At 40.3% G+C, this 24,751-nt stretch carries 25 protein-coding genes, 16 tRNA genes, 1 rRNA gene and 1 pseudogene; 8 read left to right on the top strand and 35 right to left on the bottom strand.

All coding sequences use genetic code 11. The features are described 5' to 3' along the window. Window positions 1-20: 20 nt before the first annotated feature. Complete coding sequence (locus tag GDZ68_RS04065) at window positions 21-956, bottom strand: methyl-accepting chemotaxis protein (protein WP_153720993.1); 936 nt, start codon at window positions 954-956, stop codon at window positions 21-23. Between the two features lie 29 nt (window positions 957-985). Beyond that, window positions 986-1,810, bottom strand: coding sequence for an aldo/keto reductase (locus GDZ68_RS04060; protein ID WP_153720992.1), 825 nt, complete (start codon window positions 1,808-1,810; stop codon window positions 986-988). A 159-nt stretch (window positions 1,811-1,969) separates the two neighbouring features. On the opposite strand from GDZ68_RS04060, the gene GDZ68_RS04055 reads away from it, so the two are divergent. Next, window positions 1,970-3,268 carry an NCS2 family permease gene (locus GDZ68_RS04055; protein ID WP_153720991.1) on the top strand — a complete coding sequence of 433 codons (1,299 nt, stop codon included), beginning with the start codon at window positions 1,970-1,972 and terminating at the stop codon, window positions 3,266-3,268. 239 nt (window positions 3,269-3,507) lie between these two features. Here the strand turns inward: GDZ68_RS04055 and trmL are convergent, their stop codons facing one another. Together trmL and queG are read right to left on the bottom strand one after the other, a co-directional pair. Continuing rightward, the gene (gene trmL, locus GDZ68_RS04050) at window positions 3,508-3,984 is read right to left on the bottom strand and encodes a tRNA (uridine(34)/cytosine(34)/5-carboxymethylaminomethyluridine(34)-2'-O)-methyltransferase TrmL (protein ID WP_153720990.1); all 477 of its coding nucleotides are present in this window, start codon (window positions 3,982-3,984) and stop codon (window positions 3,508-3,510) included. A gap of 18 nt (window positions 3,985-4,002) precedes the next feature. After that, a complete protein-coding gene (queG, locus tag GDZ68_RS04045) occupies window positions 4,003-5,139 on the bottom strand; it encodes a tRNA epoxyqueuosine(34) reductase QueG (protein ID WP_153721233.1) in 1,137 nt (378 codons plus the stop codon). A 55-nt stretch (window positions 5,140-5,194) separates the two neighbouring features. Here queG and GDZ68_RS04040 point away from each other — a divergent pair, with 55 nt between their 5' ends. Together GDZ68_RS04040 and GDZ68_RS04035 are read left to right on the top strand one after the other, a co-directional pair. After that, entirely contained in the window at window positions 5,195-5,896 is a 702-nt protein-coding gene (locus GDZ68_RS04040) for a B3/B4 domain-containing protein (protein WP_153720989.1), read from the top strand. A gap of 2 nt (window positions 5,897-5,898) precedes the next feature. After that, window positions 5,899-6,411 carry a hypothetical protein gene (locus GDZ68_RS04035; protein ID WP_153720988.1) on the top strand — a complete coding sequence of 171 codons (513 nt, stop codon included), beginning with the start codon at window positions 5,899-5,901 and terminating at the stop codon, window positions 6,409-6,411. 803 nt (window positions 6,412-7,214) lie between these two features. On the opposite strand, the gene GDZ68_RS18180 is transcribed toward GDZ68_RS04035, so the two are convergent. The 13 genes and pseudogenes from GDZ68_RS18180 to GDZ68_RS03970 all read right to left on the bottom strand — a co-directional run bounded on the left by GDZ68_RS18180 (window position 7,215) and on the right by GDZ68_RS03970 (window position 17,179). After that, the gene (locus tag GDZ68_RS18180; protein WP_228551005.1) at window positions 7,215-7,430 is read right to left on the bottom strand and encodes a MarR family transcriptional regulator; all 216 of its coding nucleotides are present in this window, start codon (window positions 7,428-7,430) and stop codon (window positions 7,215-7,217) included. 46 nt (window positions 7,431-7,476) lie between these two features. Then, window positions 7,477-8,085, bottom strand: coding sequence for an alpha/beta hydrolase (locus tag GDZ68_RS04025; protein WP_153720987.1), 609 nt, complete (start codon window positions 8,083-8,085; stop codon window positions 7,477-7,479). 94 nt (window positions 8,086-8,179) lie between these two features. After that, window positions 8,180-8,785 (bottom strand): flavin reductase family protein, encoded by a 606-nt coding sequence (locus tag GDZ68_RS04020; RefSeq protein ID WP_153720986.1) that lies wholly within the window; start codon window positions 8,783-8,785, stop codon window positions 8,180-8,182. 61 nt (window positions 8,786-8,846) lie between these two features. After that, window positions 8,847-9,256 (bottom strand): annotated as a pseudogene (locus tag GDZ68_RS04015) (ring-cleaving dioxygenase); the annotation flags it as partial. A gap of 202 nt (window positions 9,257-9,458) precedes the next feature. Continuing rightward, window positions 9,459-10,055: an NADPH-dependent FMN reductase gene (locus GDZ68_RS04010; protein ID WP_194841050.1), complete on the bottom strand. Its 597-nt coding sequence runs from the start codon at window positions 10,053-10,055 to the stop codon at window positions 9,459-9,461. A 16-nt stretch (window positions 10,056-10,071) separates the two neighbouring features. Then, a complete protein-coding gene (locus tag GDZ68_RS04005) occupies window positions 10,072-11,055 on the bottom strand; it encodes a ring-cleaving dioxygenase (protein WP_153720984.1) in 984 nt (327 codons plus the stop codon). Between the two features lie 435 nt (window positions 11,056-11,490). After that, complete coding sequence (locus tag GDZ68_RS04000; protein WP_153720983.1) at window positions 11,491-11,778, bottom strand: DUF896 domain-containing protein; 288 nt, start codon at window positions 11,776-11,778, stop codon at window positions 11,491-11,493. A 30-nt stretch (window positions 11,779-11,808) separates the two neighbouring features. After that, window positions 11,809-12,219, bottom strand: coding sequence for a cysteine hydrolase family protein (locus GDZ68_RS03995; protein ID WP_255425129.1), 411 nt, complete (start codon window positions 12,217-12,219; stop codon window positions 11,809-11,811). A gap of 169 nt (window positions 12,220-12,388) precedes the next feature. Then, a complete protein-coding gene (locus GDZ68_RS03990; RefSeq protein WP_153720982.1) occupies window positions 12,389-13,867 on the bottom strand; it encodes a nicotinate phosphoribosyltransferase in 1,479 nt (492 codons plus the stop codon). Between the two features lie 28 nt (window positions 13,868-13,895). After that, window positions 13,896-14,474 (bottom strand): HD domain-containing protein, encoded by a 579-nt coding sequence (locus GDZ68_RS03985; protein WP_228551003.1) that lies wholly within the window; start codon window positions 14,472-14,474, stop codon window positions 13,896-13,898. Between the two features lie 15 nt (window positions 14,475-14,489). Continuing rightward, window positions 14,490-15,335 (bottom strand): SIR2 family NAD-dependent protein deacylase, encoded by an 846-nt coding sequence (locus tag GDZ68_RS03980; RefSeq protein WP_153720981.1) that lies wholly within the window; start codon window positions 15,333-15,335, stop codon window positions 14,490-14,492. Window positions 15,336-15,390: 55 nt separating this feature from the next. Continuing rightward, window positions 15,391-16,275, bottom strand: coding sequence for an SIR2 family NAD-dependent protein deacylase (locus tag GDZ68_RS03975; protein WP_153720980.1), 885 nt, complete (start codon window positions 16,273-16,275; stop codon window positions 15,391-15,393). A 37-nt stretch (window positions 16,276-16,312) separates the two neighbouring features. Then, window positions 16,313-17,179 carry an SIR2 family NAD-dependent protein deacylase gene (locus GDZ68_RS03970; protein ID WP_153720979.1) on the bottom strand — a complete coding sequence of 289 codons (867 nt, stop codon included), beginning with the start codon at window positions 17,177-17,179 and terminating at the stop codon, window positions 16,313-16,315. A 209-nt stretch (window positions 17,180-17,388) separates the two neighbouring features. Between GDZ68_RS03970 and GDZ68_RS03965 the strand changes: the two genes are divergently transcribed. From GDZ68_RS03965 to GDZ68_RS03955, 3 genes are all read left to right on the top strand, one after another. Then, window positions 17,389-17,724, top strand: a complete 336-nt coding sequence (locus GDZ68_RS03965; RefSeq protein ID WP_153720978.1) for a winged helix-turn-helix transcriptional regulator — start codon at window positions 17,389-17,391, stop codon at window positions 17,722-17,724. Between the two features lie 217 nt (window positions 17,725-17,941). After that, on the top strand, window positions 17,942-18,394 hold the full coding sequence (locus GDZ68_RS03960) for a MarR family winged helix-turn-helix transcriptional regulator (protein WP_153720977.1): 453 nt from the start codon (window positions 17,942-17,944) through the stop codon (window positions 18,392-18,394). Window positions 18,395-18,434: 40 nt separating this feature from the next. Further along, on the top strand, window positions 18,435-19,616 hold the full coding sequence (locus GDZ68_RS03955; protein ID WP_153720976.1) for an MFS transporter: 1,182 nt from the start codon (window positions 18,435-18,437) through the stop codon (window positions 19,614-19,616). Between the two features lie 77 nt (window positions 19,617-19,693). On the opposite strand, the gene GDZ68_RS03950 is transcribed toward GDZ68_RS03955, so the two are convergent. Continuing rightward, window positions 19,694-20,134 carry an Lrp/AsnC family transcriptional regulator gene (locus GDZ68_RS03950; RefSeq protein ID WP_153720975.1) on the bottom strand — a complete coding sequence of 147 codons (441 nt, stop codon included), beginning with the start codon at window positions 20,132-20,134 and terminating at the stop codon, window positions 19,694-19,696. A gap of 122 nt (window positions 20,135-20,256) precedes the next feature. Here GDZ68_RS03950 and GDZ68_RS03945 point away from each other — a divergent pair, with 122 nt between their 5' ends. Together GDZ68_RS03945 and GDZ68_RS03935 are read left to right on the top strand one after the other, a co-directional pair. Further along, the gene (locus GDZ68_RS03945; protein ID WP_153720974.1) at window positions 20,257-20,802 is read left to right on the top strand and encodes a cysteine hydrolase family protein; all 546 of its coding nucleotides are present in this window, start codon (window positions 20,257-20,259) and stop codon (window positions 20,800-20,802) included. A gap of 964 nt (window positions 20,803-21,766) precedes the next feature. After that, window positions 21,767-21,994 (top strand): hypothetical protein, encoded by a 228-nt coding sequence (locus GDZ68_RS03935; protein ID WP_153720973.1) that lies wholly within the window; start codon window positions 21,767-21,769, stop codon window positions 21,992-21,994. Between the two features lie 618 nt (window positions 21,995-22,612). Here GDZ68_RS03935 and GDZ68_RS03930 read toward each other — a convergent pair. The 17 genes from GDZ68_RS03930 to rrf all read right to left on the bottom strand — a co-directional run bounded on the left by GDZ68_RS03930 (window position 22,613) and on the right by rrf (window position 24,550). Then, window positions 22,613-22,693, bottom strand: a tRNA-Leu gene (locus GDZ68_RS03930). A gap of 26 nt (window positions 22,694-22,719) precedes the next feature. Continuing rightward, window positions 22,720-22,793 (bottom strand) — tRNA-Cys (locus GDZ68_RS03925). Between the two features lie 7 nt (window positions 22,794-22,800). Then, window positions 22,801-22,875, bottom strand: a tRNA-Gly gene (locus GDZ68_RS03920). Between the two features lie 8 nt (window positions 22,876-22,883). Then, window positions 22,884-22,955: transfer RNA gene (locus tag GDZ68_RS03915), tRNA-Gln, on the bottom strand. Between the two features lie 7 nt (window positions 22,956-22,962). Next, window positions 22,963-23,038, bottom strand: a tRNA-His gene (locus tag GDZ68_RS03910). A gap of 43 nt (window positions 23,039-23,081) precedes the next feature. After that, a tRNA-His gene (locus GDZ68_RS03905) sits at window positions 23,082-23,157 on the bottom strand. 35 nt (window positions 23,158-23,192) lie between these two features. Then, window positions 23,193-23,263 (bottom strand) — tRNA-Trp (locus GDZ68_RS03900). A gap of 3 nt (window positions 23,264-23,266) precedes the next feature. Beyond that, a tRNA-Tyr gene (locus GDZ68_RS03895) sits at window positions 23,267-23,351 on the bottom strand. Window positions 23,352-23,359: 8 nt separating this feature from the next. Beyond that, a tRNA-Thr gene (locus GDZ68_RS03890) sits at window positions 23,360-23,432 on the bottom strand. Between the two features lie 14 nt (window positions 23,433-23,446). Then, a tRNA-Phe gene (locus GDZ68_RS03885) sits at window positions 23,447-23,522 on the bottom strand. A 55-nt stretch (window positions 23,523-23,577) separates the two neighbouring features. After that, window positions 23,578-23,653 (bottom strand) — tRNA-Asp (locus tag GDZ68_RS03880). Between the two features lie 2 nt (window positions 23,654-23,655). Beyond that, window positions 23,656-23,730 (bottom strand) — tRNA-Met (locus GDZ68_RS03875). Window positions 23,731-23,863: 133 nt separating this feature from the next. Further along, window positions 23,864-23,939: transfer RNA gene (locus GDZ68_RS03870), tRNA-Val, on the bottom strand. Between the two features lie 174 nt (window positions 23,940-24,113). Next, a tRNA-Glu gene (locus GDZ68_RS03865) sits at window positions 24,114-24,188 on the bottom strand. A gap of 29 nt (window positions 24,189-24,217) precedes the next feature. Beyond that, window positions 24,218-24,309, bottom strand: a tRNA-Ser gene (locus tag GDZ68_RS03860). A 4-nt stretch (window positions 24,310-24,313) separates the two neighbouring features. Continuing rightward, a tRNA-Asn gene (locus GDZ68_RS03855) sits at window positions 24,314-24,388 on the bottom strand. 46 nt (window positions 24,389-24,434) lie between these two features. Beyond that, window positions 24,435-24,550, bottom strand: a 5S ribosomal RNA gene (gene rrf / locus GDZ68_RS03850). Window positions 24,551-24,751: the final 201 nt, after the last annotated feature.

The raw sequence follows: 24,751 nt of genomic DNA, 5'->3' as shown, positions 1-24,751 counted from the left end.
CAATGATCTGGGGGCATCTTTTATTTTATTAACAGTTGCTGAATTCCGCTTTCCAAACGTTTATCCACTTCTTTTGCGTCTTCGATATGTTCCACTATCAATTCATGGGCATCTGAGAATAGCGAATTGGCTTTTCTCAATTCCTCCTGCATTTTAGCGGACAATTCATTCTGCTCGGCAATCATTTTTTCTATAGAAGAAATATCTGCCTGACTTCCCTGCACGGTTTCCAGAATGGATCCGATTTTTGAAGCAGTCTGCAGACTGACCGTCACACCCTGTTCAATTAACTTCGAGCTTTTCTTTGTCGCTTCCAATGCCTGCAGAATTTCTTCTTTCAATGAATTGGTCAGCGACTGAATATTTTTCGTACTGCTAGAAGTGCTTTCCGCAAGATTTCGAACTTCCTGTGCGACAACGGAAAAGCCCTTTCCGTATTCTCCTGCACGCGCTGCCTCAATAGATGCATTCAAAGCCAATAAATTTGTCTGGGCGGCAATATTTTCAATCACCCCAACAATTGACTGAATTTCTACTGACCGTTCACTTAATTGCGTCATACTTACTTCTGACATTTCCATATGCTTGCCTAAATCATTCATTACTTCTGCAGTTTTACGGACTTCATCTGCCCCGTCTTCCGCTTCCTTCACCATATAAATGGATTTTTCTTCAAGCGAACGGCCGTTTTCATGCAGTATCATTGAGGATTCCGTTGTTTTCTCGCTGAGATCCTGAATGATATTAAAACTGCTCTCAATCTCTGAAACGGCCTCGCCCAATACATTGTGCTGCGCGTTTACTTTCTCGTGCTGCGTAACGGCCGCCGTTAATTCATGCTCCACTTGTTTATACCGTTCCTGATCCTGCTGCTGTTCTTCTGAGCTGACCGTAGCAGAATCAATTTCCTTTAATACCTCTGTAACCCGTTCTGATTTACGTCTGAATATCCCCATTTTAGTTCCCTCGTTTTCTTTAAGCTACATTAAAATATAGCCGGATCTGTGCCTGTTCTCTGATCTTTATTCATTGCGTCAATCAGCGCCATTTCCGCTTCTGACAGCTGAAAATCACTCACGTCACTATTTTCTTTAATACGGCTCTCCGTCACTGATTTCGGAATAACAATTAGATTATGCTGAAGATGCCATCTAATAATCACTTGGGCCGCCGTTTTCCCGTGACTTTCACCAATCGCATGCAATATCGGATCTTCCAATAAAGTCCCTCTTGCCAGCGGACTCCAGGACGTCACAGCAATTTGATGATCACTGCAAAATTGACGCAGTGGCACCTGTGTAAGCAACGGATGCAATTCGACCTGATTAACCATTGGACGAATGTTCGCAACCGTAAAAAGCTCCATCAAATGTGATTCATGGTGATTCGAGACACCTGTCGCTCTAATCAACTTTTCATCATATAATCTCTCTATCGCGCGATATGTATCAATATAGCTGCTGCTGACGGGCCAATGAGTCAAATAAAGATCTAAATAACTCATGTTCAGCGCTGTCAATGAACGCTCGAAGGCTTTCAGTGTTTCATCGTATCCCTGTTCATCATTCCACACTTTTGAGGTAATGAAAAGGTCTTCCCGCGGCACGCCGCAATTCCGGACCGCCTCGCCCACTTCTTTTTCATTCTGATAAATTGCCGCTGTATCAATTGCCCGATAGCCGAGTGAAATCGCTTTCTCTACTGCTGTCACAGTTTCTTCAGGGTCTGTCATTTTATATGTGCCCAGACCCATCTGCGGCATTTGTACACCATTGCTCAATAACACCATATGTTCAAAGATAGTTGGCATGTAAATTCCTCCTTCAAAAAACTGATAGTCTAATTGTACAGTTTTTTGTTTACTTTTACGAATAAACTTTTTTAATATAACGGCTTGATTTCTACAATAAAAACGAATATTATTGTGTTTGGTCTTTAATTTGTTCGTTATTTAAGGGGAGAATATATATTGTTTCAGTTGAAAAAGAATAATACCACTGTGAAAACTGAATTATTAGCAGGAATTACGACATTTCTGACGATGGTTTATATCGTCATTGTCAACCCGATTATTCTGTCGGATGCGGGTGTTCCTTTTGACCAAGTATTTTTAGCCACTATCATCGCGACCGTCATTGGAACGGTTTGGATGGCTTTATTCGCTAATTATCCGATTGCAATTGCTCCCGGCATGGGATTGAATGCATATTTTGCTTCTGTTGTGATCGGCTCAGACGGCCAGCTGGATTATCTGACAGCCTTCTCTGCTGTATTTATTGCAGGACTGATTTTCGTTTTACTTTCTATGACTTCATTTCGGGAAAAGTTGATCGAATCCATCCCGGAAAATCTCAAACACGGAATCACCGCTGGGATCGGATTATTTATCGCATTCCTTGGGTTACGATTATCAGGTTTAGTCGCACCTCACGAATCCAATATCGTTCAATTGGGTGATTTAACGTCTCCTCCTGTGCTATTGACAATTTTCGGCTTGATCGTAACAATTATCTTAATGAACTTGAATGTCTATGGTGCAATTTTCATTGGGATGATCTCCACAGCGATTGTTGCTTTCTTCACCAAACAGTTGAAATTTGAAGGCTTTATGAAAATGCCGCACCTGCCGGAAGGAATCCTAGTCTGGAATCCTATTCAGGCAATGAGTGACGTCATTACACACGGCCTGTACGGAGTCGTATTTGCATTCCTGCTCGTGACACTGTTTGATACGACAGGAACGATGATCGGTGTAGCAAAACAAGCCGGACTGATGAAAGGCAAGTCTCTGCCGCGTGCACGTCATGCGCTTCTTGCAGACTCAGTTGCCGCTTCTGTCGGCGCCATGGTCGGTACAAGCCCGACATCTGCTTATGTTGAATCTTCTTCAGGTGTAGCAGTAGGAGGCCGTACAGGGCTCACTACGCTGACTGTAGCCGTGCTGTTCATTATTGCGGCTTTCTTCAGCCCTGTTGTCAGTGCGCTATCAGGAGTAGCCGCTATCACTGCGCCTGCGCTTATTATTGTAGGAAGTCTCATGATCAGTGCCGTAAAGCATATCGACTGGGATTCATTCGATGAATCATTCCCGGCTTTCCTGGTAATCTTAACGATGCCGCTTACTTCAAGTATCGCAACAGGAATCGCACTTGGTTTCGTTACCTACCCGCTGCTGAAGATTACCAAAGGTCAGGCTAAGCAAGTTCCTTTATTGCTTTATATTTTCGCTGTCCTGTTTGCCTATCAGCTATTATTCCTGCCGCATTAAGATTTGTTAAGAACCTGTCACAAACTAAAGCGAAGGATATTTCATTTTTCATCCGTTTACGGTATACTGTGTGAAGGACTACTGATTTTACAGGAGGTACAAACAATGAGATTAATTTTAATTATGGCTGTTTGTGTCGCATTCCTCTCTGCTATTTTTACAGGCGGATACGAAGACAAGCCGGGCCAATCAAAGAAATAAGCACAGTAAAAAGGGACTGGCATATGCCGGTCCCTTTTTTACGTTAAATGAGCAAATTTTTGCTGCCTCAATGCTTCATAGATTAAAATAGCAGCCGTATTCGATAAATTTAAAGAACGAATATGTTCATCATTCATCGGAATGCGGAGACAGGTTTCCTTATGTTCTGCAATAATCTCTTTCGGCAGACCTGTTGTTTCCTTGCCAAACACAAAAAATATATCTTCGTCCTGATCCGTGTAATCAAATGAATCATAACTCGTCTCTCCGAATTTTGTAATGAAATAAAATTTCCCTTCCGGATACGCAGTGAAAAAATCTTCTATTCCGTCGTGGTACGTAATTTCGACATGTTCCCAATAATCCAGCCCCGCGCGTTTCAGCATTTTATCATCTGTTGAAAAACCTAATGGGCGGATTAAATGTAGCGCCGTGTCGGTACCTGCACATGTACGTGCGATATTTCCTGTATTGGCAGGAATCTGTGGTTCAAATAAAGCTACATGTATCGTCATTTCAATTCGTACCTTCCTTCAATTAGTTTGCAGCTGTTCGATGGCACGGTCGATTTCCTCTTTGACCATTGCCTCCTCCTCTGCCGGATATTGTTGCCGTAATGCCTCCGCCGCTTCAGATGTACCAATTCTTCCGAGCGTCCAGGCAGCTGTTGCCCTGATCACAGGCCGCGGATCCTCTGCCAGCATTCTGACTGCTTCAGGGATTGCTGATTCATCCTTAAAATGCCCCAATGCTATCAGCACATTTCGCTGAATAGGATTCTTACCGCGCCAAGAGCCCGACATATGCCCGTACTGCTCTTTAAACTGCCGGTTGGATAAAGACAGCAACGGCACCAATAGTGGCTTCACAAGCTCGGGATCCGGCTTAAAAGCGGGCTGATGGGTGTGATTCATTCCTTTATTTTTAGGACATACCGTCTGACAAGTATCACAGCCATACAAACGGTTGCCGATTTTCTGTCTGAATTCTTCAGGCACCGCTTGTTTCGTCTGCGTCAAGAAGGCAATACAGCGCTGGGCATTTAATTGGCCCCCTTGGATAAGCGCGCCTGTCGGACAGGCATCCAGGCATAACGTACAGTCGAGACATTGATCTTCCATCGGCTCATCCGGTCTGAACGGGAGATTAGTGATCATCTCCCCTAGGTAGACATACGAACCGAACTCCGGTGTAATGATCGCACAATTCTTTGCCGACCAGCCGATCCCCGCCCTCTCTGCCACAGCACGATCCGCAAGCTCTCCTGTATCCACCATGGAACGAAGACGTGCATCAGGTACTTTCGTCAGTATGAAAAGTTCCAGCTGCGCCAGCTTGTCTCTCAACACCGTATGATAATCTTCTCCCCAGGACGCACGGCAGAACATTCCCCGCCGTTCACCTTTTTTACCGCGTGGACTGTCTGCCATTTTTGACGGATAAGCAACCGCTATGGATATAATGCTCTCCGCCTGATCCATAAGCAGCAATGGATCTGTTCGCTTATCCAGATCCGGCTCTTCAAAACCGGATTGGTAGCTCAAACGCTGTTGCTGTTTCAGCCTGTCCTTCAATTTCACGAACGGGGCTGCTGTCGTAAAACCTATCTTGTCGATTCCAATGGCCGCCGCAAACTCACGTACTTCAACTTGCAACTGAGCGACATTCACCATTCCCCGCCTCCCTTATGATAAGATAAAGAAAAATTAGATATAGGTGATATCAATGCAACTCACTATCCATCCTTCTATATTTACAAAAATTCCTGATTTCAAATTAGGCTTGATCTATTATAACAAAACAACCGTCTCGGCATCACCTCAGATGCTGAAAGGGCGTCTTCAATTATTCCAGGAACAGCTTTATTTCGAACTGCTGGACAAAGATCTATCCGACTTTTCCGGACTGGCGGAATGGCAATCTATCTGGAGGAAACTAGGCTCCGACACCACAGTAACACCTCCAGCCTTGGAAGTGCTGATGAAACGAATCAAAAATCGCGAATATGTGCCTTCTTTTCACAGCGCGGAAGATCTAAATACATTCTTTTCCCTTCAATATGAAATTCCTGCCTCTATTTACGACTTGGACGAACTGACAGGTAATATAGAACTGTCAATCGGAACAGCAGAGGATGGCTTTGAAGGACTCAACGGCCAATTTAACACATTTGCCAACCAATTGCTCTTAAGCGACAATTACAGCAGTTTTGGCAGTCCCTACATCGACTCTGTCCGGACGGCTGTCACAGAGGAATCAGAAAACATCCTGCAACTGCTGTTCATCCATCCCTCATTAGACGCGGGAGAAGCTTTCCAATTAACGAATGCCTGCGGGAAAATGTTCACCAGCATAAATGGAGGAGACTTCTCTTCCGCTATTCTGACAGGTGAACGGCCAGCTTTTACAATTAAGAAAGAGGTGTGATCATGACCATCACATTAGCAGAAGGCGTCAAATTAAAAAGTATCCTCTCAAAACAAATACGTGATCTGGAATCCGAAGCGCGCAGAACCGCTTTTGCGACCGTGGAAAAAGGAACACTTCCGCCTCCGGTATCACGCACGCTTGAAGACATAGAAAAAGAAATTGAACTAGCGAGGATGAATCAGCGCAAGCTTGATTTTCTTATCTATACAGCAAACAGCACGCATACCGTAGATTTCGAAGGACAGCAGATCCCTTTGGTCGAAGCAATCGAATTGGCCATTCAGCTGCGAGCAAAAGCTAGCTTCTGTAAAGAACTTTCTTTAGCCAATAAAGAAGAAATCCAATACGGTTACGCAGAATCTACAACCGTCTACCGTGTCGCGCTATTTGATCCTGAAGCATACCGTCAGAAAGCATTGCTGGCAGAAAAGTCCGCTCACCAGCTTTCTAATCGAATCAATACGAAAAACTATACCATAACGCTGAATTTCAATGGATCAGAATATTTCTGATCTCCGGAAAGGTGAGACTCCTTTTCGGAGCATGGAGCGAGAAACAGAAACTCAAACTTAGTGATAACCAATGACTCGTCACCTGTTACACATTGACCTATGACCCATAACCAACCATGTCTATGGCAATAAACCCTTACGAGCAATACCCTTTCTGGCTTCTCCTCCATGGCACGCTCTTTGTCAATTTGACAAGAGCGTGTTTTTTAAGGGAGTTTTTTGAGTACTAAAAAGGAAAAAACATTAAAATCCTTGGTGATCTATTCTCTCCGGATACCAAAGTCGAACTCGTTTCTGTAAATGTGAGCCTCTAGTTTTTACTATATATTATTCATCAGGCGGGATAATCGTCAAGAAGCTTCTTACCAAAAGATTAATACTCCTATTCCCATGAAGGAAGTATCAATCTAAAAAGAACCAATCAATTATCGATTGGTTCTTTCTACTTCTTCTATCATATCTCCACTATCCTACTTGCCCCATATTAAGCAGTTTTTGTGCGGATACAAATCGTGCTCCCAAACCAATGATTAAACAACCGCCCCTATTGTGCTATCCATCTAGAATTTAAGGGAGTTTTAATCGAAAAAATTATGTCCCACTCTTGTACGTACTTTTTGTAAAAGTTTAACCATGGTTTCGGACTCATTATCAGTTAAAGATCCAAACATATATTTAACCATATCTTGATGGTTAGGCATGATTTCCTTCATTAAGCGAGTTCCCTCTTCCGTTAATATCACGTGTATAACTCGTCGGTCATCAGGGCATCCACTCCGACTTAATAATTCCTTACGTTCTAATTAATCTATCACATAAGTCATTGAGCCACTAGAAATGAGTATGGTATTGCCAATCTGCTGAATCGTTTGTTTCCCCTGCAGATAGAGCACCTCAAGAACAGAAAACTCTGTAATGTTCAGCTTATTACTGATCATTTCCCGTTTAATTCGCTCTTGAATTGCCTTGGTTGTTTTCATCAACACTAAATATGGTTGATTTTCACATTTTCCACTCATATAAACACCTCACAAGATGCTATCTCAAAATATGAAATCTCCTCTTTTAAGAGTACCTTTGTTCATACCACTGTTTAGCAGCTTCCACTTCTGCCATTGTAAGTTGATGTCCAGTACTTACCCATTGAACACCAACCGATGCATTTGCATCTTCTAATAGTTGTTGCAGTTCCACGGATTCTTGTTTTGGACAAATCGGATCATTCGTTCCAGCTGCGATAAATACTTGGATACCCGTTAAATCTGGAAGTATTATGCCACGTCTTGGCACCATAGGATGATGTAAAATTGCACCTTTCAGTGCATCTTTAAAGTGAAATAAAAGACTGGCCGCAATATTGGCACCGTTTGAATAACCAATAGCTACGATGTTTTGGCGGTCAAATTTATATTCTGCAGCAGCCTTATCTAAAAAAGCATTAAGCTCATTTGTATGGAATATTAAATCCTCCTCATCAAATATACCTTCAGCTAAGCGTTTAAAGAAACGAGGCATTCCATTTTCTAATACATTTCCACGTACACTGAGTACAGATGCATCCGAATCCACTATATCCGCTAGAGACAATATGTCATGCTCATTACCGCCTGTACCGTGTAAAAGTAACAGTACTGGTTTCTCGCTATTTGTTCCTTGTTTAAAAATATGTTGCATACTATTGTTCTCTCCTTTCAAAAGGTTACTCTTTAAAGTACACGTCTTCTATACAAGTAGGAATTCCTATATTTTTCTCCACTAATTGTGCTCACTATTCAGGTCTTTCAATGGAAAAAACCTCACCAATTGCTGCATAGTTAGAGCCTGCTAAACGACTGACCGCCTTTAAACCTTTAGGGTCGATTCGTCCATCTTCATACATTCCTTCATCCACATGAAATCTTACAACTTCTCCAATAAACAAGTCACTCCCTGGTCCTTCTCCACCTAGTGGAATTGCTTGGACAAGTCTGCATTCCATTCGAACTTTCGCTTCCTTCACGCCGGGTACAGATACTTTTTCACTTTTTACAAGCGTGAGATTTGCCAATTCGATTTCACTTTCAGTTGCAGGTATAGAGGCTGCCGTTTCATTGATCTTCGCCACATTCTCTTCATCCACAATATGAACCACAAATTGATGATTACTATAAATATTTCGAGCCGTATCTTTTAGATGGTCATTAGGTCTTTGGATAGCAAGTGAAAGCATCGGTGGATTGGATGAAACAATATTGAAATAGCTAAAGGGTGCGCCATTAATAATACCTTCCTCAGATTCGGTAGTAACAAACGCAATAGGTCTAGGAATAATAGAGCCAATGAGAAGTTTATAATTATCCCGTTCACTATTTTTTTGAGGATCGATCGAAATCAATATCTTCAGCTCCCTTATTTAGTCAATTGAACGTACTTGAATCGGAATAAGCGACTTAACTAGTTGCACTACCGAACCCCTTAATAACGACTTCTGGCGTTACTCCGCCAAATGTCCAGTTATTTTGTTCACCTTCTGCGCGTGCAACAAGTTCTATGTGCAAGCCATGTGGATCGTCAAATTGAACTACTTGTTCTCCAAAACTTTCTGCTTTTTTAAATGGAATCGAAAATGTTATCAGTCGGTTTTCACAAAAACTTAGTACTTCACTTGGGACTACATACGTTATCACACCGACTGTCCATCTCCATTTTTTCCTTGATAGGCATCTGCCCAAAGGAAAAACATAATAATTGTTCCTGGCTTTCCGCCTTCATCTCCAAAATAGAGATGGTACGTACCAGGATCATCGAAGTTCATGGTTTGCTTAACTAAACGCAAACTCAATATACCCGCATAAAAATCAATAATTTCCTATGGATGACCAACGATGGCTGTAATATGGTGAATACCCGCTGTTTGTTTTTTCATTATTATTTCCTCTTCTTTTGAATGGACTTCATAAATTCTGAGCAAAACCTTCAATTCACTTAATAACGTATTGCTCAGAATTTATTTATTAACATCACAAAATGTGCATTGGCACATTTTGTGACTCATAGAATGCTGAAAATTATTTACGCACTGTATTTAATGCAGTTGTCCAAGGGATGACTTGGTCTAACATTTGGTTTACTGAATCTGCTTGTACAGTAGCTGGTTTGAAGTCTGAACCATTTTCAAAGTCTGTAAATAATGATAATGCTGGATGTACACGGACATGTGCTATAAGTAATTCACTTAAAATACCACGTAAATGTTCTGCTGCACGAGCTCCACCAACTGAACCGTATGATACGATACCTGCTGCTTTGTTGTTCCACTCCTCACGTAAGTAATCTAACGCATTTTTTAGCGAAGCTGAGATTGAGTGATTATATTCTTGAACGATGAATACGAATCCATCTTGTTTTGCAATAATTTCTGACCATGCTGCTGCACCTGATGCGTCGCCGTCAGCTTCACCTAAAAGTGTTAATTTATAATCTGCAATATCGATAATCGTGTAGTTCGCATCCCCACGTTTATCTGCTAATTCTTTTACCCACGCCCCTACTTGTGGACTTACGCGCCCCTCACGTGTTGATCCTAAAATAATACCTATATTTGATTTTGTCATTCTATTTTCCTCCTCAAGTTTTGTTCCAAATAGTTTATTGAAAAACCCCATTTTTGTATCCCCTCTTTTATAAGTTCTCTTTTTCTATATTAAGCCTACTGCGTACTGTATCGATTGGTCTCACTGACGCCTCAATCTGTTCTCTTTTCCCTTCAAGGAATGGAGGTAAAGACAAGATCTCTCCCACTGTTTCATAAGGTTCATCTCCCATAAAGCCTGGACCATCTGTTGCCCATTCAAAAAGGATGCCAGGTGCAACCCTTGCATATAAAGATTCAAAGAAGAAACGATCCACATACCCGGAAGTACCGAAACCAGCGGCTTCCATATGTTCAATCCATTCATATAATTCTTTCGTATCTTCCACGCGGAAAGCCGCATGATGCACTGTACCGAATCCTTGTCGGCCAGCTGGTAAAGCCGTATTGTGTTCAACAATTACTTGTGCACCATTGCCGCCTTCACCAATTTCAAATAAATACAGCGAACCTTCTTGTGCGATCTCACGCATTAACATCACTTTTTCTAGAATCTCTTTTAAATAATCAAAGTGTTCGATGCGAATATGAATAGGTCCTAACCCTGTAATTGCATATTCCAATGGTACGGGACCATTTTGCCAAGGAGTTCCTGATTCAATCCCCTCATTAAATTCATCAGAAACCAACATATATTGTTGGTCATCAAAGTCGACGAATGAAATAGTTTTCTTACCAAACACTTCTTCAATACCGTTATTTTCCACCTTATATTTATCAAAACGTTTCAGCCAGTAATCAAGTGCTATGTCTGTCGGCACACGGAAAGAAGTTTTATAAATCTCGTTTGTTCCATGTGTTCCTTTTGCAATACCGGGAAAATCGAAAAACGTCATATCAGTACCCGCAGAGCCTTTATCGTCTGCAAAGAATAAGTGATAGGTTTGTATGTCATCCTGATTGACTGTTTTCTTTACTAAACGCATTCCTAATACATATGTGAAAAATTCGTAGTTCTTTTCTGCACTACTTGTTATAGCTGTTACGTGGTGAATCCCTTTTAAGTGGTTCATTATATTTCCTCCTAATTATTACTCTGAATAAATTTATCTTGAATTCGAGGTAAATTCACTCAAAATTTTTTTTGCGTAACTCTGCTGAATTTAATTTATCTATAGTCCATCTTTTCTAAGCGAATTACTCTTCTCTCATTACCTCTAATTCAAGTATCTCGAATTCGTACTAAATTTAACATGGATACACTGCAACTGTCAACACTTAATTTCTGGATAGTTAGTATTTTTGAAGGGTATGGCTATCATTAATACAAAGGTGAAATGTTTCCAGAAGCAGCGATACTCTTTAAAGATAGAAGCGAGTATGATGAAGGAATTAATGGCAAGTGGAAGCTGCTAATTATTTATAATTTGTCAATAAATGGTGTAACGCGATATAACGAGCGTCAGCGTCAGTTCTACGCAAAAGGAAATGATGGCGGAGGGTATAGTTCATCGTGAAGAATATCCACAAATCCCTATAGTCTTACGCCTTGATGTCCCATTCTTTTCTATACACTTTAAATCTTTTGTTTTTAATTTACGAACTTTTTCAGGTGTTACATCATTTAAAAGCGAATCCACTATCTTCATTCCTGAGAAAGTATGGAGAACTTGCCCGCGTATAGCACCTAAATAATCTTCACGAAGTACTTGCTGCTCGGCTTTTTCTGCATTTGTTAACCCTTCTTCACGCTGCTTTTTCGCTAATTTATTAATTCGTGGTAACAAGTCCAACATGTTTTTTCGCCGTCCTAATTGTTTTTGTATTTATTCAATAATTTGAGTGTGGAAGCAACGTTTCATATGGTCTAGCATTGTTTCTTCCAGATCAGTAAATGTTGATACCCCTCGTTTATGAATGGCCGTTTTGAATCCTTCTGGGTCTGCTCCTGCAACTGCTAAAAAGTCACAAATATCTGTAGTTACCCCAACAGTATGAACCTTTTCCACTCCTGCACGTCTAAATGTTTCAGCCAAATCTGTTTTAAAAAATACATTATAGTTTGTTTTAGGCGAATAAATTAAATTCTCATTATCATTTTCAAACCAATCGTATAAATCTCCGTATAATTGTTGCCCTACTGTGCCTACAATATTATGGGGTGCCCATAACTCAAAGTGTGGATCATTAGGTTGATGTGCATCCATCGAAACGACAACTACCTTTCCTTCCGCCAAAAATCTGGTCGCCAAATCCTTAATATAAGGCACTATTTTTTTGTGCTGGCTCACCAACAGTTAATGGTCCGTTTTTAGCTACAAAATCATTACTCATATCAACAATTAATAAAGCTTCTTTTGTCATTTTAATCCAACTTTCAAAGCTTTTCTAAAAAGTATATTCCTTTTATATGGTTTCTCTCTTATAAAAGCGCAGGTTTTCGATTGTATTTTTTGTTTTATCAATATTAGTCATTTTATTATCCCAACAAGCTTGACTTACGTTCACAGGATATTCTTCAGGATTCAAAGAACGTTTGTATTCTTCCCATAAAAGGTCTAGCCGTTGGTGTGCATAGGATTGAATCTCTTGGACCCTCGGACGTTCATACACAAGTATGCCTTCTTCGAAAATATTTGCGTGCAAGTCTTGGGCTGTAAAATTGGTGACAAATTTTCCAATGTACGTATGAACAGGATGAAACATGTGTAGTTTGGCCTCTTTATCTGGTTGTTCGCTCGCTAAGGTGATATAATCGCCCTCTGATTTTTTCGTATGATTATTGATAATACGGTATACATTTTTTAATCCTGGTGTCGTGACTTTTTCAGGGCTCGAAGAAATTTTGATCGTGTCACGCATCTGTCCATTCTCGTCCTCAATAGAAACCAATTTGTACACTGCGCCTAATGCCGGTTGATCGAAGGCGGTTATAACTTTCGTACCTACCCCCCACGCATCAATCTTCGCTCCTTGTGCATGTAAGCTCATAATCGTATATTCATCAAGATCATTTGATGCATAAATTTTAGCGTCAACAAATCCAGCTTGATCTAACAACTTTCTTGCTTCTTTTGAAAGATAAGCCAAATCTCCACTATCTAAACGAATACCTGTAAAATTTATAGTGTTGCCCAGTTCCTTGGCGACTTTGATTGCCGTAGGAACACCTGATTTTAGCGTGTCATAGGTATCCACTAAGAAGACGCAATTTTTATGGCTTTTCGCATATTTATGAAAAGCAATGTATTCATCTTGATATGCTTGAACAAAAGAATGCGCATGTGTCCCTGAAACAGGAAGTCCAAATCGTTTACCTGCACGAACATTGCTTGTACTAGAGAACCCGCCAATATATGCGGCTCTCGTCCCCCATAATGCGGCATCGAATTCATGTGCACGCCTAGTACCAAATTCCGAGACGGGCTGGTCACCTACAACTTGTTTGATCCGCGAAGCCTTGGTAGCAATGAGTGTTTGGTAGTTCACAATATTTAACAAAGCCGTCTCGATAAGTTGTGCTTCGACTAACGGTGCTTCAATACGAAGAATGGGTTCGTTGCCAAATACGATTTCTCCTTCTTTCATGGAACGAACAGATCCTGTAAAACGCAGCGTCCGCAGAAAGTCAGTATAGTCTTCTCGATAGCCAAGTTCTTTTAAATACTGTATATCGCTATCGGAAAAATAAAACGTTTGAAGATAGTCGATGATTCGTTCTAATCCAGCAAAAATCGCATACCCGTTTCCAAACGGCAATTTCCGAAAATACAATTCAAATATAGCTTTTTTATTATGGATATTGTCTTCCCAATATGCTTCTGCCATATTAATTTGATATAAGTCTGTGTGCAAGGCGAAGCTATCATCAATATAGTTGTTCATCACACTTTCCTCCTACCGGATGTATATTTCACGAATTTGTTTCATTGCTTTTCCGCAAAAGATCTTTTGCAAAATCAACAAGGCCATGTGCTTCTTTGGTTCGAAGAAATTTCACATCCAATCCATCTGGACCTAAACGGAATCGATCCAGCGCGTCAGCATCCTTGAAAATCTGATACAGCAGCACGGCCCGCTCGCTTAAGCTAGATGACTTTGCAATTTCTGATAAACCAAGTGAATCATCCTGATCATGGTAATAGGTCATGTAATAAGTTTGCTCATCATAGGGCAGCCCGTGCTCACGGCAATATTCTTTATAATACTCTGCGGCACGACCACCGTGTCCCTTATCAATTCCATCATCTAAACGACGGGAATCATGGAAAATGGCCGCCATTCCGAGAGCATCCATCTCTTCAGCACTTAAGCCTTTTTGATGACCGATGAGAAGCGCCAGTAACAGTACGCGAGAACAATGGCTTTTCGTATGCCATTCGCTATCCGGCAGCCAAAACTCCACGTTTTTCTCCATGTACTGATGCCATTGTTCATACATTTCTTTAATTGGTTGGTAGTCTCGATTATCCAGAATATTTGTTGTAAACACCTTGTATTCCCTCCTCTATTTCAACTGTACTAATTGATGTAACACTTCCGCAATATTGCCATCTATACCAATGGATTTAGCAGCAATCTCCTCTGGAATATAAACCTCACTCCCCATATTAAGCGTAATATAGGTAGCATTTTCTTCCTGATTAGTCATATTCATAAATGGTGCTTTGATCAATTGATTTCTTGCACCTACCCCTAATTCCAACAGCACTAATTTTTTTCCGTGCGCTTTTTCGATAAAATCCTTATAGGCCTGAAAGCTCATTTGCCATTCTTCGCCCTTTAGAAAGTTTCGATCAACTTCGACATGGACTTGCATAGGACCGCCGCATTTCGGACATTTAGGAATAAGTTGTGAAGGAACTCTTCCATCTTCTTGGTTTCGAGCCATATCACTCAATATTTCGTCGCCTTGATAAATTTGATCATGGCATCCACTAGAACACTGCAAATACCGACTATTGCCCTCTATTTCGAAAAGACGTTCATTTGGAAATCCTGCCAGTGTAAAATGAGAATCCGTGTTAGAGGTGACTACATGATAGTTTTTATCTTTCACCAGTTCATAAAGGTCCTTCATAACCGGACTGGCTTCCTTGTTTTTTAAAAAGTAGGCGTACATACGGCTGAAAAATGCCCACTTTTCTTCCTCGGAAGGATAGGGATAAAAGGCTCCCTGGACAATGTTACGGAAACCATATTTTTCACAAAAATCGCCAAATTGCTCTATAAAATCCGCATTTTCCGCAAAAATATGAATCCCGCCCGAAATAGCGAGGCCGTTACTTGCGCCGATTAAAATGCTGTCAGCCTGCTTGATTTTACTTAAAACTTCTTGATACTTCTTTTCCATGTCATACACCCTCCGTTTTTCACGTAATTTTGAATATAATACGAAGCCAGATTACTCAGTACTTATCCAATATCCGCATCTCTTCTTCCTTCCCGTTCAAAGCAACTTGTAAGACACGCGCGATATCTTCTTTAATGGCAAGTCCTTTTTCACTTAACTCCTGAGGAACTAGGGCATCTTTAGGATTGATTGTAATGTAGTAGGCATCCGGAAAACTGTAAGTCATATTCCAAAATGGTTCTTTAATGAACATCGGCGTCATGGTTCCTACGCCTAACTCTAGAAAGAGAATCTTTTTATCTTTGTTTTTTATAAGAAACTCATTGTATTTTCTTAATTCGTTTTGATAAGAGCTTCCTTCCAGAAATACAAAAGAGCGTATCCATGGTTCCATTTCCTGCCCGCATTTTGGACATGTTGGAATTAACTCTGTGGGAATTCTGGTTCCGTCTATGTTTGCATACATATTCTCAACTTGCTCTTTATTAAAATAGATTTGATCATGACAGCGGTTGCCGCATTGCAAATAACGCAAATCTCCTTGAAGTAGTGAAACTTTCTCTTCAGGGAAAGTCTTAGAAAACTGTGCGTCTTGATTCGTTGTAACAATAAAATAATTTTTGCCTTGAAGAAGTTGCAATAAATCTAGGTAGGGACGACCCGCTTCGGCATCATGTATTAACTTCATTTCAGTCGCAAGAAAAGCCCAGCGTTCTTCATTTGTAGGATAACGGTAATGATAGCCCATAAACATGTTTTGAAACCCATATTTATCTGCAAACTTCCCGAAATGCTTCTGAAAATTTTCATCAGCATAATAAAAACTACTGTGTCCAATTGCCTCGGACATCCCAGCAGCTCCACCAACCACAATCGCCTCAGCTTCTTGAATTTTTTGTCTCAATGTGACTATGTTGTCTTGATTTTGTTGTGTTAACATAATTTATTTGTCCTCCTTCGTATTTTTCACTTTCTTATCATTGAGCTACTTTCGCCTTTTCATTTAGGGCATCTTCAAGCACACGGGCAATATCTTCGTTAATTGCGAGTCCTTTTTCGCTTATCTCTTGAGGAACCACCGCATCTTTAGGATTGATACTGATATAGTGTGCATTCGGCAAACAATGAGTCATCTCCCAAAATGGCTCTTTAATAAACATCGGCGTCATGGTTCCTACGCCTAATTCCAGGAATAGTATCTTTTTATATTTATTTTTCATAAGGTATGCTTGAAATTTCATTATTTCGCTTCTGAAATGTCTTCCTTCCAGAAAAACACGGGATCGTACCCATGGTTCCATATCCTCCCCACATTCTGGACAAGTAGGAATCAACTCTGTCGGAATTTTAGTTCCCTTTATATTTGCGTACATTTCCTCAACTTGCTTTTTATTGAAATACACATGATCATGGCAACGGTTGCTACATTGATAGTAACGCCAATCCCCTTGAATCGCTGACACTTTCTCTTCAGGAAAAACCTTTGAAAACTGAGTGTCTTGATTTGTTGTCAGAACGAAATAGTTTTTATCTTGAAGCAGTTGCAATAAATCAAGGTAGGGCTTTCCGGCTTCGGCATCATAGACAAACTTGTTAAGAGTAGCAATATAAGCCCAACGTTCTTCTCTTGTTGCAAAACGGTAATAAAAACCGTAAAAAATGCTTTCAATCCCATACTTATCGGCAAATTTCCCAAAGTGCTTCAGAAAGGTTTCATCCTTCCGATACCAGTTGTATCCAGCGGCAGCAGATATTCCAGCGGCGCCACCAACCACAACCGCCTCAGCTTCTTCGATTTTCTGAAGTAATGTTTCTATATGGTCTTGATATAGTTGATCGAACATACTTAACCTTTCCTCCTGTCAATATATCTAGAAAATATTCAAGCGATATCTACTCCTCACAAATATCGATTGTAAAATTGAGAGGCGGAAACTATTTTCATGTTTTGAAACATGCTTTACTTGAATCTAAATATATTATATAGTCGGTATAGATACACAAACAAGTATGCACTTTTTAGACGCATACTATCTAGGAGGATAGTATCTTTATGAAAACATCCATATTTGATGGCGCTGACAATCAAGAACCATTTTTCGGCTACACCCTTTCCATCATCAGCGGCAAATGGAAACTATTAATTATTTACCATTTATCAAAAAATGGTACAGTGCGTTACAATGAACTTCAACGCATGTTAGGGAAGATAACTTATAAAACACTCAGTTCCGCATTAAAGGAAATGCAGAGTGACGGCTTAGTTCATCGTGAGGAGTATCCACAAATCCCTCCAAAGGTCGAATATAGCCTTACTGAAAAGGGACAAACTCTCTGGCCTCTTATCCAGGAAATGTGCAAATGGGGAGAGCATAATAAAGAACACTAAAGGGAGATAACCGGATATTCTGCACAGGTTTCCCAAATATAACTAGCCAAAAAGAAAAAATGGTTCCAATCATCAGTATTTGATGGTTGGAATCATTTTTATTTGGATTATTTCCATCTAATTCTTCTATGCGAAAAGAAAAAAATGTTGACAAAAATTCTATAAGCAGATAGGATATATTTCGTCGGTTAAGTGTGCTTAACTCAGGAGGGATATTATGCGTTTAAATCATCAAGAAATATTTAAAGAACTAACTGTTGCTTTTAGTGAATACTACTTAAATTATCTTTTGTATAATAAAAACGCACAAAAGTTCAATGCTTATAATTTAACAGCACAACAAGATACGATTTTATTTTTTTTGAAGGACAATCCACATATTACAGCAAATGAAATCGCCAAGAAATTCATGATTTCTAAAAGTGCAGTGAGCCAAGTATTATCGAAGCTCGAAACACTGAATTTTATCAAACGTGAGCCCAACCCAAATAACCATCGAGAGCTTTTCATCGAATTAGCAGAAGAAGGGGTCACTTATCAGACACTGAGTGAGGAAGCAGATGAGGAATTTATGACGAAGCACTTCGCTGATATCGATCTGGAACAATTGCGAAATGTATTACAAACAATGAAGAAAGTGAATGCATCCATTTCATCCTCCAACAAATAGGACCGTGAATTGTTTGACACAAAAATGGAGGAAATCAATTATGAATCGAAAAGAAAAAGTGTCTGTTGCACTTGCATTATTTAGTTTATTTATTGCTTATCTAGGGATGGGGCTTGCCTCACCAGTTATGCCGTCTATTGCGAAAGACCTAAGCTTGAGTGGCGCCATTGTCGGTTACTTGTTCGCTGCGATGGCCTTTGCGCAGTTTCTGGCTTCCCCTTTTACAGGTGTATGGGTCGATTCAATCGGCCGTAAAAAAATGATGATCATCGGTCTTCTGTTATTTACATTTTCAGAGGCACTGTTTGGCTTTTCAAATGAAACGTGGCTATTATTTGTGAGCCGTCTACTTGGCGGTGTAGGTGCCGCTTTCATTATGCCAGCTGTTGTTACGTTTATTGCCGATAAAACGACGCTAGCAAATCGTGCAAAAGTATTAGGCTACCAATCGGCTGCAATTAGTTTAGGATTTATCATCGGACCAGGAATTGGCGGATTTATTGCTGAGTTTGGGATACGCGCACCGTTCTTTTTTGCTACTGCCGTATCATTGATTACTGCCATTGTTATTTCCCTTGTATTAGACGATTCAATTTCAACAGAGCAGCTAGAAAAAAATCGTGCATCGGCTGTACGACCAGCGTTTATGCAGGAGTTTAAAAAATCTTTTAAACCACAGTACTTCACACCACTACTGGTCGTGTTTGTACTAGCGTTTGGACTGGCCGTTTATGAAATGATGTTTGCCTTATTCGTCGATGAAAAACTTGGCTTTACGATCCGTGATATTTCGGTCATTATTACAGTCGGCTCAATCGCTGGGGTTGTTGCTCAAATTTTATTCTTTGATAAGCTGGTCAAAGTATTTGGAGAACGAATGCTCATTAATTTAACCCTACTGTCATCCGCTATTTTTATCTTTATTTCGATTTTAATAGACGGTTACTGGACGATGATTGCCATTACGTGCATTGTATTTTTCTCTGGTGATATTTTACGCCCTGCCGTTACATCTTTTTTATCAAAAATTGCCGGGGAAAACCAGGGGTATATTGCGGGTATGAACTCTGCTTACACTAGCTTAGGTATCATACTAGGACCGATTATTGGCGGGATTTTATTTGATTTCAATATCGATATGCCTTATGTATTTGCCGCAATTGTGCTTAGCATTGCATTTGTGGTTTCAAGTAAAAAATTAAAGAAGCCTCACTTCAAATAAACCTACTTAAAAATTCACTATCCCACTAGATAGTGAATTTTCATTTTATAATCAAATCACTGACCATAATCATTTTTTCATGTAGCATACAGCGAATGTTGTTGTTTAATCTCCTTTATAGATAAATGTACACTATAATTCCCATATTCAAGAATTTTATCTAGAAAGAGATTCAATTTTTCTTGAGAGCTCACTTTTACTTTTATATGGTAACATCCTTCTCCCGACACCCGATGAACTTCCATTACTTCTTTTCGATCATTCATTAATCGAATAAACGAATCATGGTCTGTTGTTTTCATATAAAAAATAATAAACGCTGTATAAGAAAGACCTAACTTCGTTTCATCCACTAAAAGAGAGTAAGCTTTAATGACACCATTTTCCTCAAGTTTTTTTATTCGATTCCCTACCGCTTGTCCCGTCATATGAATTTGTTCACCCAAGTCTTTCCATTGGATACGTGAATTTTCGGACAGTAACCGAAGGATTTGAAAATCAATATTATCAAGTTCCATAATACATTCCTTTCACCGTGAAATTTTTTGAGCTGAAAGTGTTTCGCCAACTTATCGATAAAGATCAATAGACAAGATATGATTATAGTGTACCAAAATACTTTCAATGAGGTGAAGGAATAATGAGCACAGCGCTAATTATTGTAGATATTCAAAATGACTATTTTTCTAACGGTAAGATGGAATTAGTTAATCCAGATAAAGCTGCGGCTAATGCTGCTAAAGTTCTTGAATGGTTTAGACAGAACAATAAAGAGAATATTTTTCACGTTCAACATATCGCAGCTGATCCAGCAATGGGATTCTTCCTTCCAGATACAGAAGGTGCCGAAATAAATGAAACTGTTCAACCTTTGGAAAACGAAAGCATTATCATCAAACATTCCCCTAACAGCTTTTTACAGACTGACTTGGAAAGCAATCTAAGAGAAAATGGCGTTACCAAGGTAGTCGTAGTTGGAATGATGACGCATATGTGTATTGATGCAACAGTTAGAGCAGCAGTGGATCTAGACTTTGAGACGACACTTATTGAAGATGCATGTGCGACACTTGACTTATCCTATGACGGTAAGGTCGTCCCTGCTGAACAGGTTCATTATGCGTTTATCGGTGCACTTAACGGTATGTATTGTGCTGTAACTTCAACTGAAGATTTCCTGCAATAAGAACCACGATCTTAAATATAATAGGTATTTGGGAATCCGCTTATTTCCAAATGCCTTTTTATTTTATCGTTTTTCGGAAACTATCACCGGATTATTATGTGGAAAACCATCTTATTTAGTATGATTTATTCAGTAACATTACCTTTTACTACTTCATCTAATTTTCCTGTTTCTGGATTAATCACTAAGCCGTAGACAGGTGTTCCCTTTGTAAGTAGGGTGCTCCTTAATCATATTCACGCTATCTTTTACATTTTCAAAACCTGTTAGCCATTCAATATTAATTCACGCAAACTCTAATGTATCAAATGTTTGTTTAGAAACGCTCTTTTTGCATTTTCTTAATTGTTTCCACTGAACTTATATTGTTTTACCGCACCCATGATGCCCAATTACACAAACCTCAGTTACTTTTAGTTCATACAATGCTGTAACCGAGCACTATAAAACATCCTTAAAGATATGTTTTTTAAAATTCTTTCGGCATCCCCTCTATATTCTTCCGAGATAATTCGCTAATGTTTTTGCTTATTATATAGTAGGGGTTTTTTATGATGTTTTTGCATTTAATTATCCTGTATCTTTTTCATAGCCATGAAATGCAGGTAAAAATAAAATAGATTTCATGGATGACTGGTCGTCCTTCAGTAACTAATGAAAGGGATACATAGTATGACGCCGGTTGTCATGGTAGATAAGGCTCATCTATTGGATCGAAAGATGTTGGTCAAGGTCCGCTTCCTTTTGAATTTTAAGTTGGATGCGCAAAGCCCGATGGCCATCATTATGGTCGGCCAAAGTGAAATTTGAGACAAGCTGTTTAGTCCAAAATGGAAATACATAATTTTGAAAAGGAAAAGTACATAACGTTGCAAAGTAAGTTTTAATAAAAAAATTTTTGCCGGCTTCTTTAAACTTCTCCACTGTATTGGTATCGAATCAAAACCAATGGAGGTTGAAAGGAGTGCTGACAATACCTAAAATTAATTGTATCAAACTAATAAGAAATAAGACATCCAGAAAAGTAAAATTAACATGGACAGTCAAAGCGAAAAGAGCAGAAGAAAAGCACCTCAACTATGACAATAGTCAGGCTCTCTTTAAAGAGCTTTCCAGTCGTTTGGACAAGGGAATTGGTTACTTGTATTGGGGGTTGGGTTTATCCACTGGTATGCATTCTGTGAAATGGTAGGACTAACGAGGATGGACTTCAATTTTGAAGACGTTACAATAAATATATAGAAAAAACTTGGGATTACGCAAAGAACTCACCTGGAGGTTTCAGCACTCCGAAAAATGAAGAGTCGATTCGAGTTATAAAAGTAAATAAATTTACGATGTATTTATTCAAACGATTATTTGAAATGACATCTATAAACATTCATCAGCTAGTTTTTTTATTCCAGCATCAAAATATAAAGTTATAAGTAATGCCAATTTGAATAAGTTATTGGATAAATTTTTAGACTTACTAAAAATAATGAAAATTAATTTACACTGATTGCGCCATCCCCATGCCAGCATCTTTTATACCAAAAAGTATCAATGAACACATGGCAAACGACTCGGACATAAAGACTTCAAAACGACTTGGAAAATCTACTCACACATTCTAGATGAAATAAGAGAAGAGGATGAAGATGAACTGTTTCAATCTTTGATAAGATGGCTGTGAAGAATTTGTGTGATCTTTTTCAAAACACATAGAATTCTATCGTATTCAACCAAAATAAAAAGCATCTACAACATTGTTAAACAATGTTGTAGATGCTTCAGGCCTTTCTTAAATTAACAGGAAAAGACCAGTAGATACCCGAGGCCGGACTTGAACCGGCACGCCTCGCGGCATCGCATTTTGAGTGCGACGTGTCTGCCATTCCACCACTCGGGCAAGATTCTAAAATAAATTATAAAATTTGGAGGCGGCAACCGGAATTGAACCGGTGATAAGGGTGTTGCAGACCCTTGCCTTACCGCTTGGCTATGCCGCCGCTGTAATGGAGCGGAAGACGGGATTCGAACCCGCGACCCCGACCTTGGCAAGGTCGTATTCTACCACTGAACTACTTCCGCGTATCTAACTGGGGTAGCTGGATTCGAACCAACGAGTGACGGAGTCAAAGTCCGTTGCCTTACCGCTTGGCTATACCCCAAAAAATATGGGGCGGACGAGGGGAATTGAACCCCCGAGTGTCGGAATCACAATCCGATGCGTTAACCACTTCGCCACGCCCGCCATAGTATTAGTAATTATATTATAGAACTAATGAAAATATTCATGGGGCGGACGAGGGGAATTGAACCCCCGAATGTCGGAATCACAATCCGATGCGTTAACCACTTCGCCACGCCCGCCATATTTTTATTAGTAGGTATATCTAGTAAAGCTACAGGGGCAGTAGGAATCGAACCCACACCAAAGGTTTTGGAGACCTCTATTCTACCGTTGAACTATGCCCCTAAATGGTGGTGGGGGACGGATTCGAACCGCCGAACCCGGAGGGAGCGGATTTACAGTCCGCCGCGTTTAGCCACTTCGCTACCCCACCAGTAAGGATGCCGGCGAAAGGACTTGAACCCTCAACCTACTGATTACAAGTCAGTTGCTCTACCAATTGAGCTACACCGGCATATTAAATTAAAATGGTGGCTCAGGACGGAATCGAACCGCCGACACAAGGATTTTCAGTCCTTTGCTCTACCGACTGAGCTACTGAGCCACATTTGCTATGTTTAAGAACTTCGCTTAATACAAAGCGTATGTAAAAAAATAAATGGCGGTCCCGACGGGAATCGAACCCGCGATCTCCTGCGTGACAGGCAGGCATGTTAACCGCTACACCACGGGACCATTGGTTGCGGGGGCAGGATTTGAACCTGCGACCTTTGGGTTATGAGCCCAACGAGCTACCACTGCTCCACCCCGCGATAATATTAATGCTTACTATGCATTTTCTTCTACGCATCCAGTATAAGGGACACCTTACGCTTCGCTGTCGGTGTTACTCGCATTCTTCGTAATGCTCGTTGCTCCACCCCGCGATAATGCTATTCAGAAAAATGGTGGAGGATGACGGGCTCGAACCGCCGACCCCCTGCTTGTAAGGCAGGTGCTCTCCCAGCTGAGCTAATCCTCCTGGGTAAAATTGCGATAAGCTTCGCATTACTGCGTTAGCTGCAATCGCTCAATCAGTCACGTACTTAGGTACGCTCCCTCTTTCTCTCAATTGCTTTCTTGTAATGCTCGCTTCTCCCAATTTTACAGAAGCTGCGATAAGCTTTGCATTACGTGAGTAATAATTGTCTTGAAATGGTGACCCCTACGGGATTCGAACCCGTGATACCGCCGTGAAAGGGCGGTGTCTTAACCGCTTGACCAAGGGGCCGTGCAATAATGTATATGAGAGTGTAAATCTGGCGGAGAGCAAGGGATTCGAACCCTTGAGGCAGCGCAAACCGCCTACACGATTTCCAATCGTGCTCCTTCGGCCACTCGGACAGCTCTCCAATTTGGCTCCGCAGGTAAGACTCGAACTTACGACCGATCGGTTAACAGCCGATTGCTCTACCACTGAGCTACTGCGGAATAATTATAATTGGTTTGTGGCACAAGGTTTACAGCTTGTGTTACAGACTAGCGACGTCTTACTCTCACAGGGGGAAACCCCCAACTACCATCAGCGCTGAAGAGCTTAACTTCCGTGTTCGGTATGGGAACGGGTGTGACCTCTTCGCTATCGTCACTAGACTGTTTTTAAAGCCATGATTATTATACCAAACTGAGTGAAATTGTCAAACGTTTTTAGAAAAATTTTTCATTGTTCACTCAAAACTGAATAAAAGACATTGGGTAGTTCAAGTAACTACTTTTTATAATAGGTTAAGTCCTCGATCGATTAGTATCTGTCAGCTGCATGCGTCGCCGCACTTCCACCCCAGACCTATCCAC

The organism is Sporosarcina cascadiensis, assembly GCF_009650995.1.
Lineage (GTDB): Bacteria > Bacillota > Bacilli > Bacillales_A > Planococcaceae > Sporosarcina > Sporosarcina cascadiensis.
The sequence above is the reverse complement of the archived record's forward strand: the minus strand, read 5'-3'. Positions and strand labels throughout refer to the sequence as shown.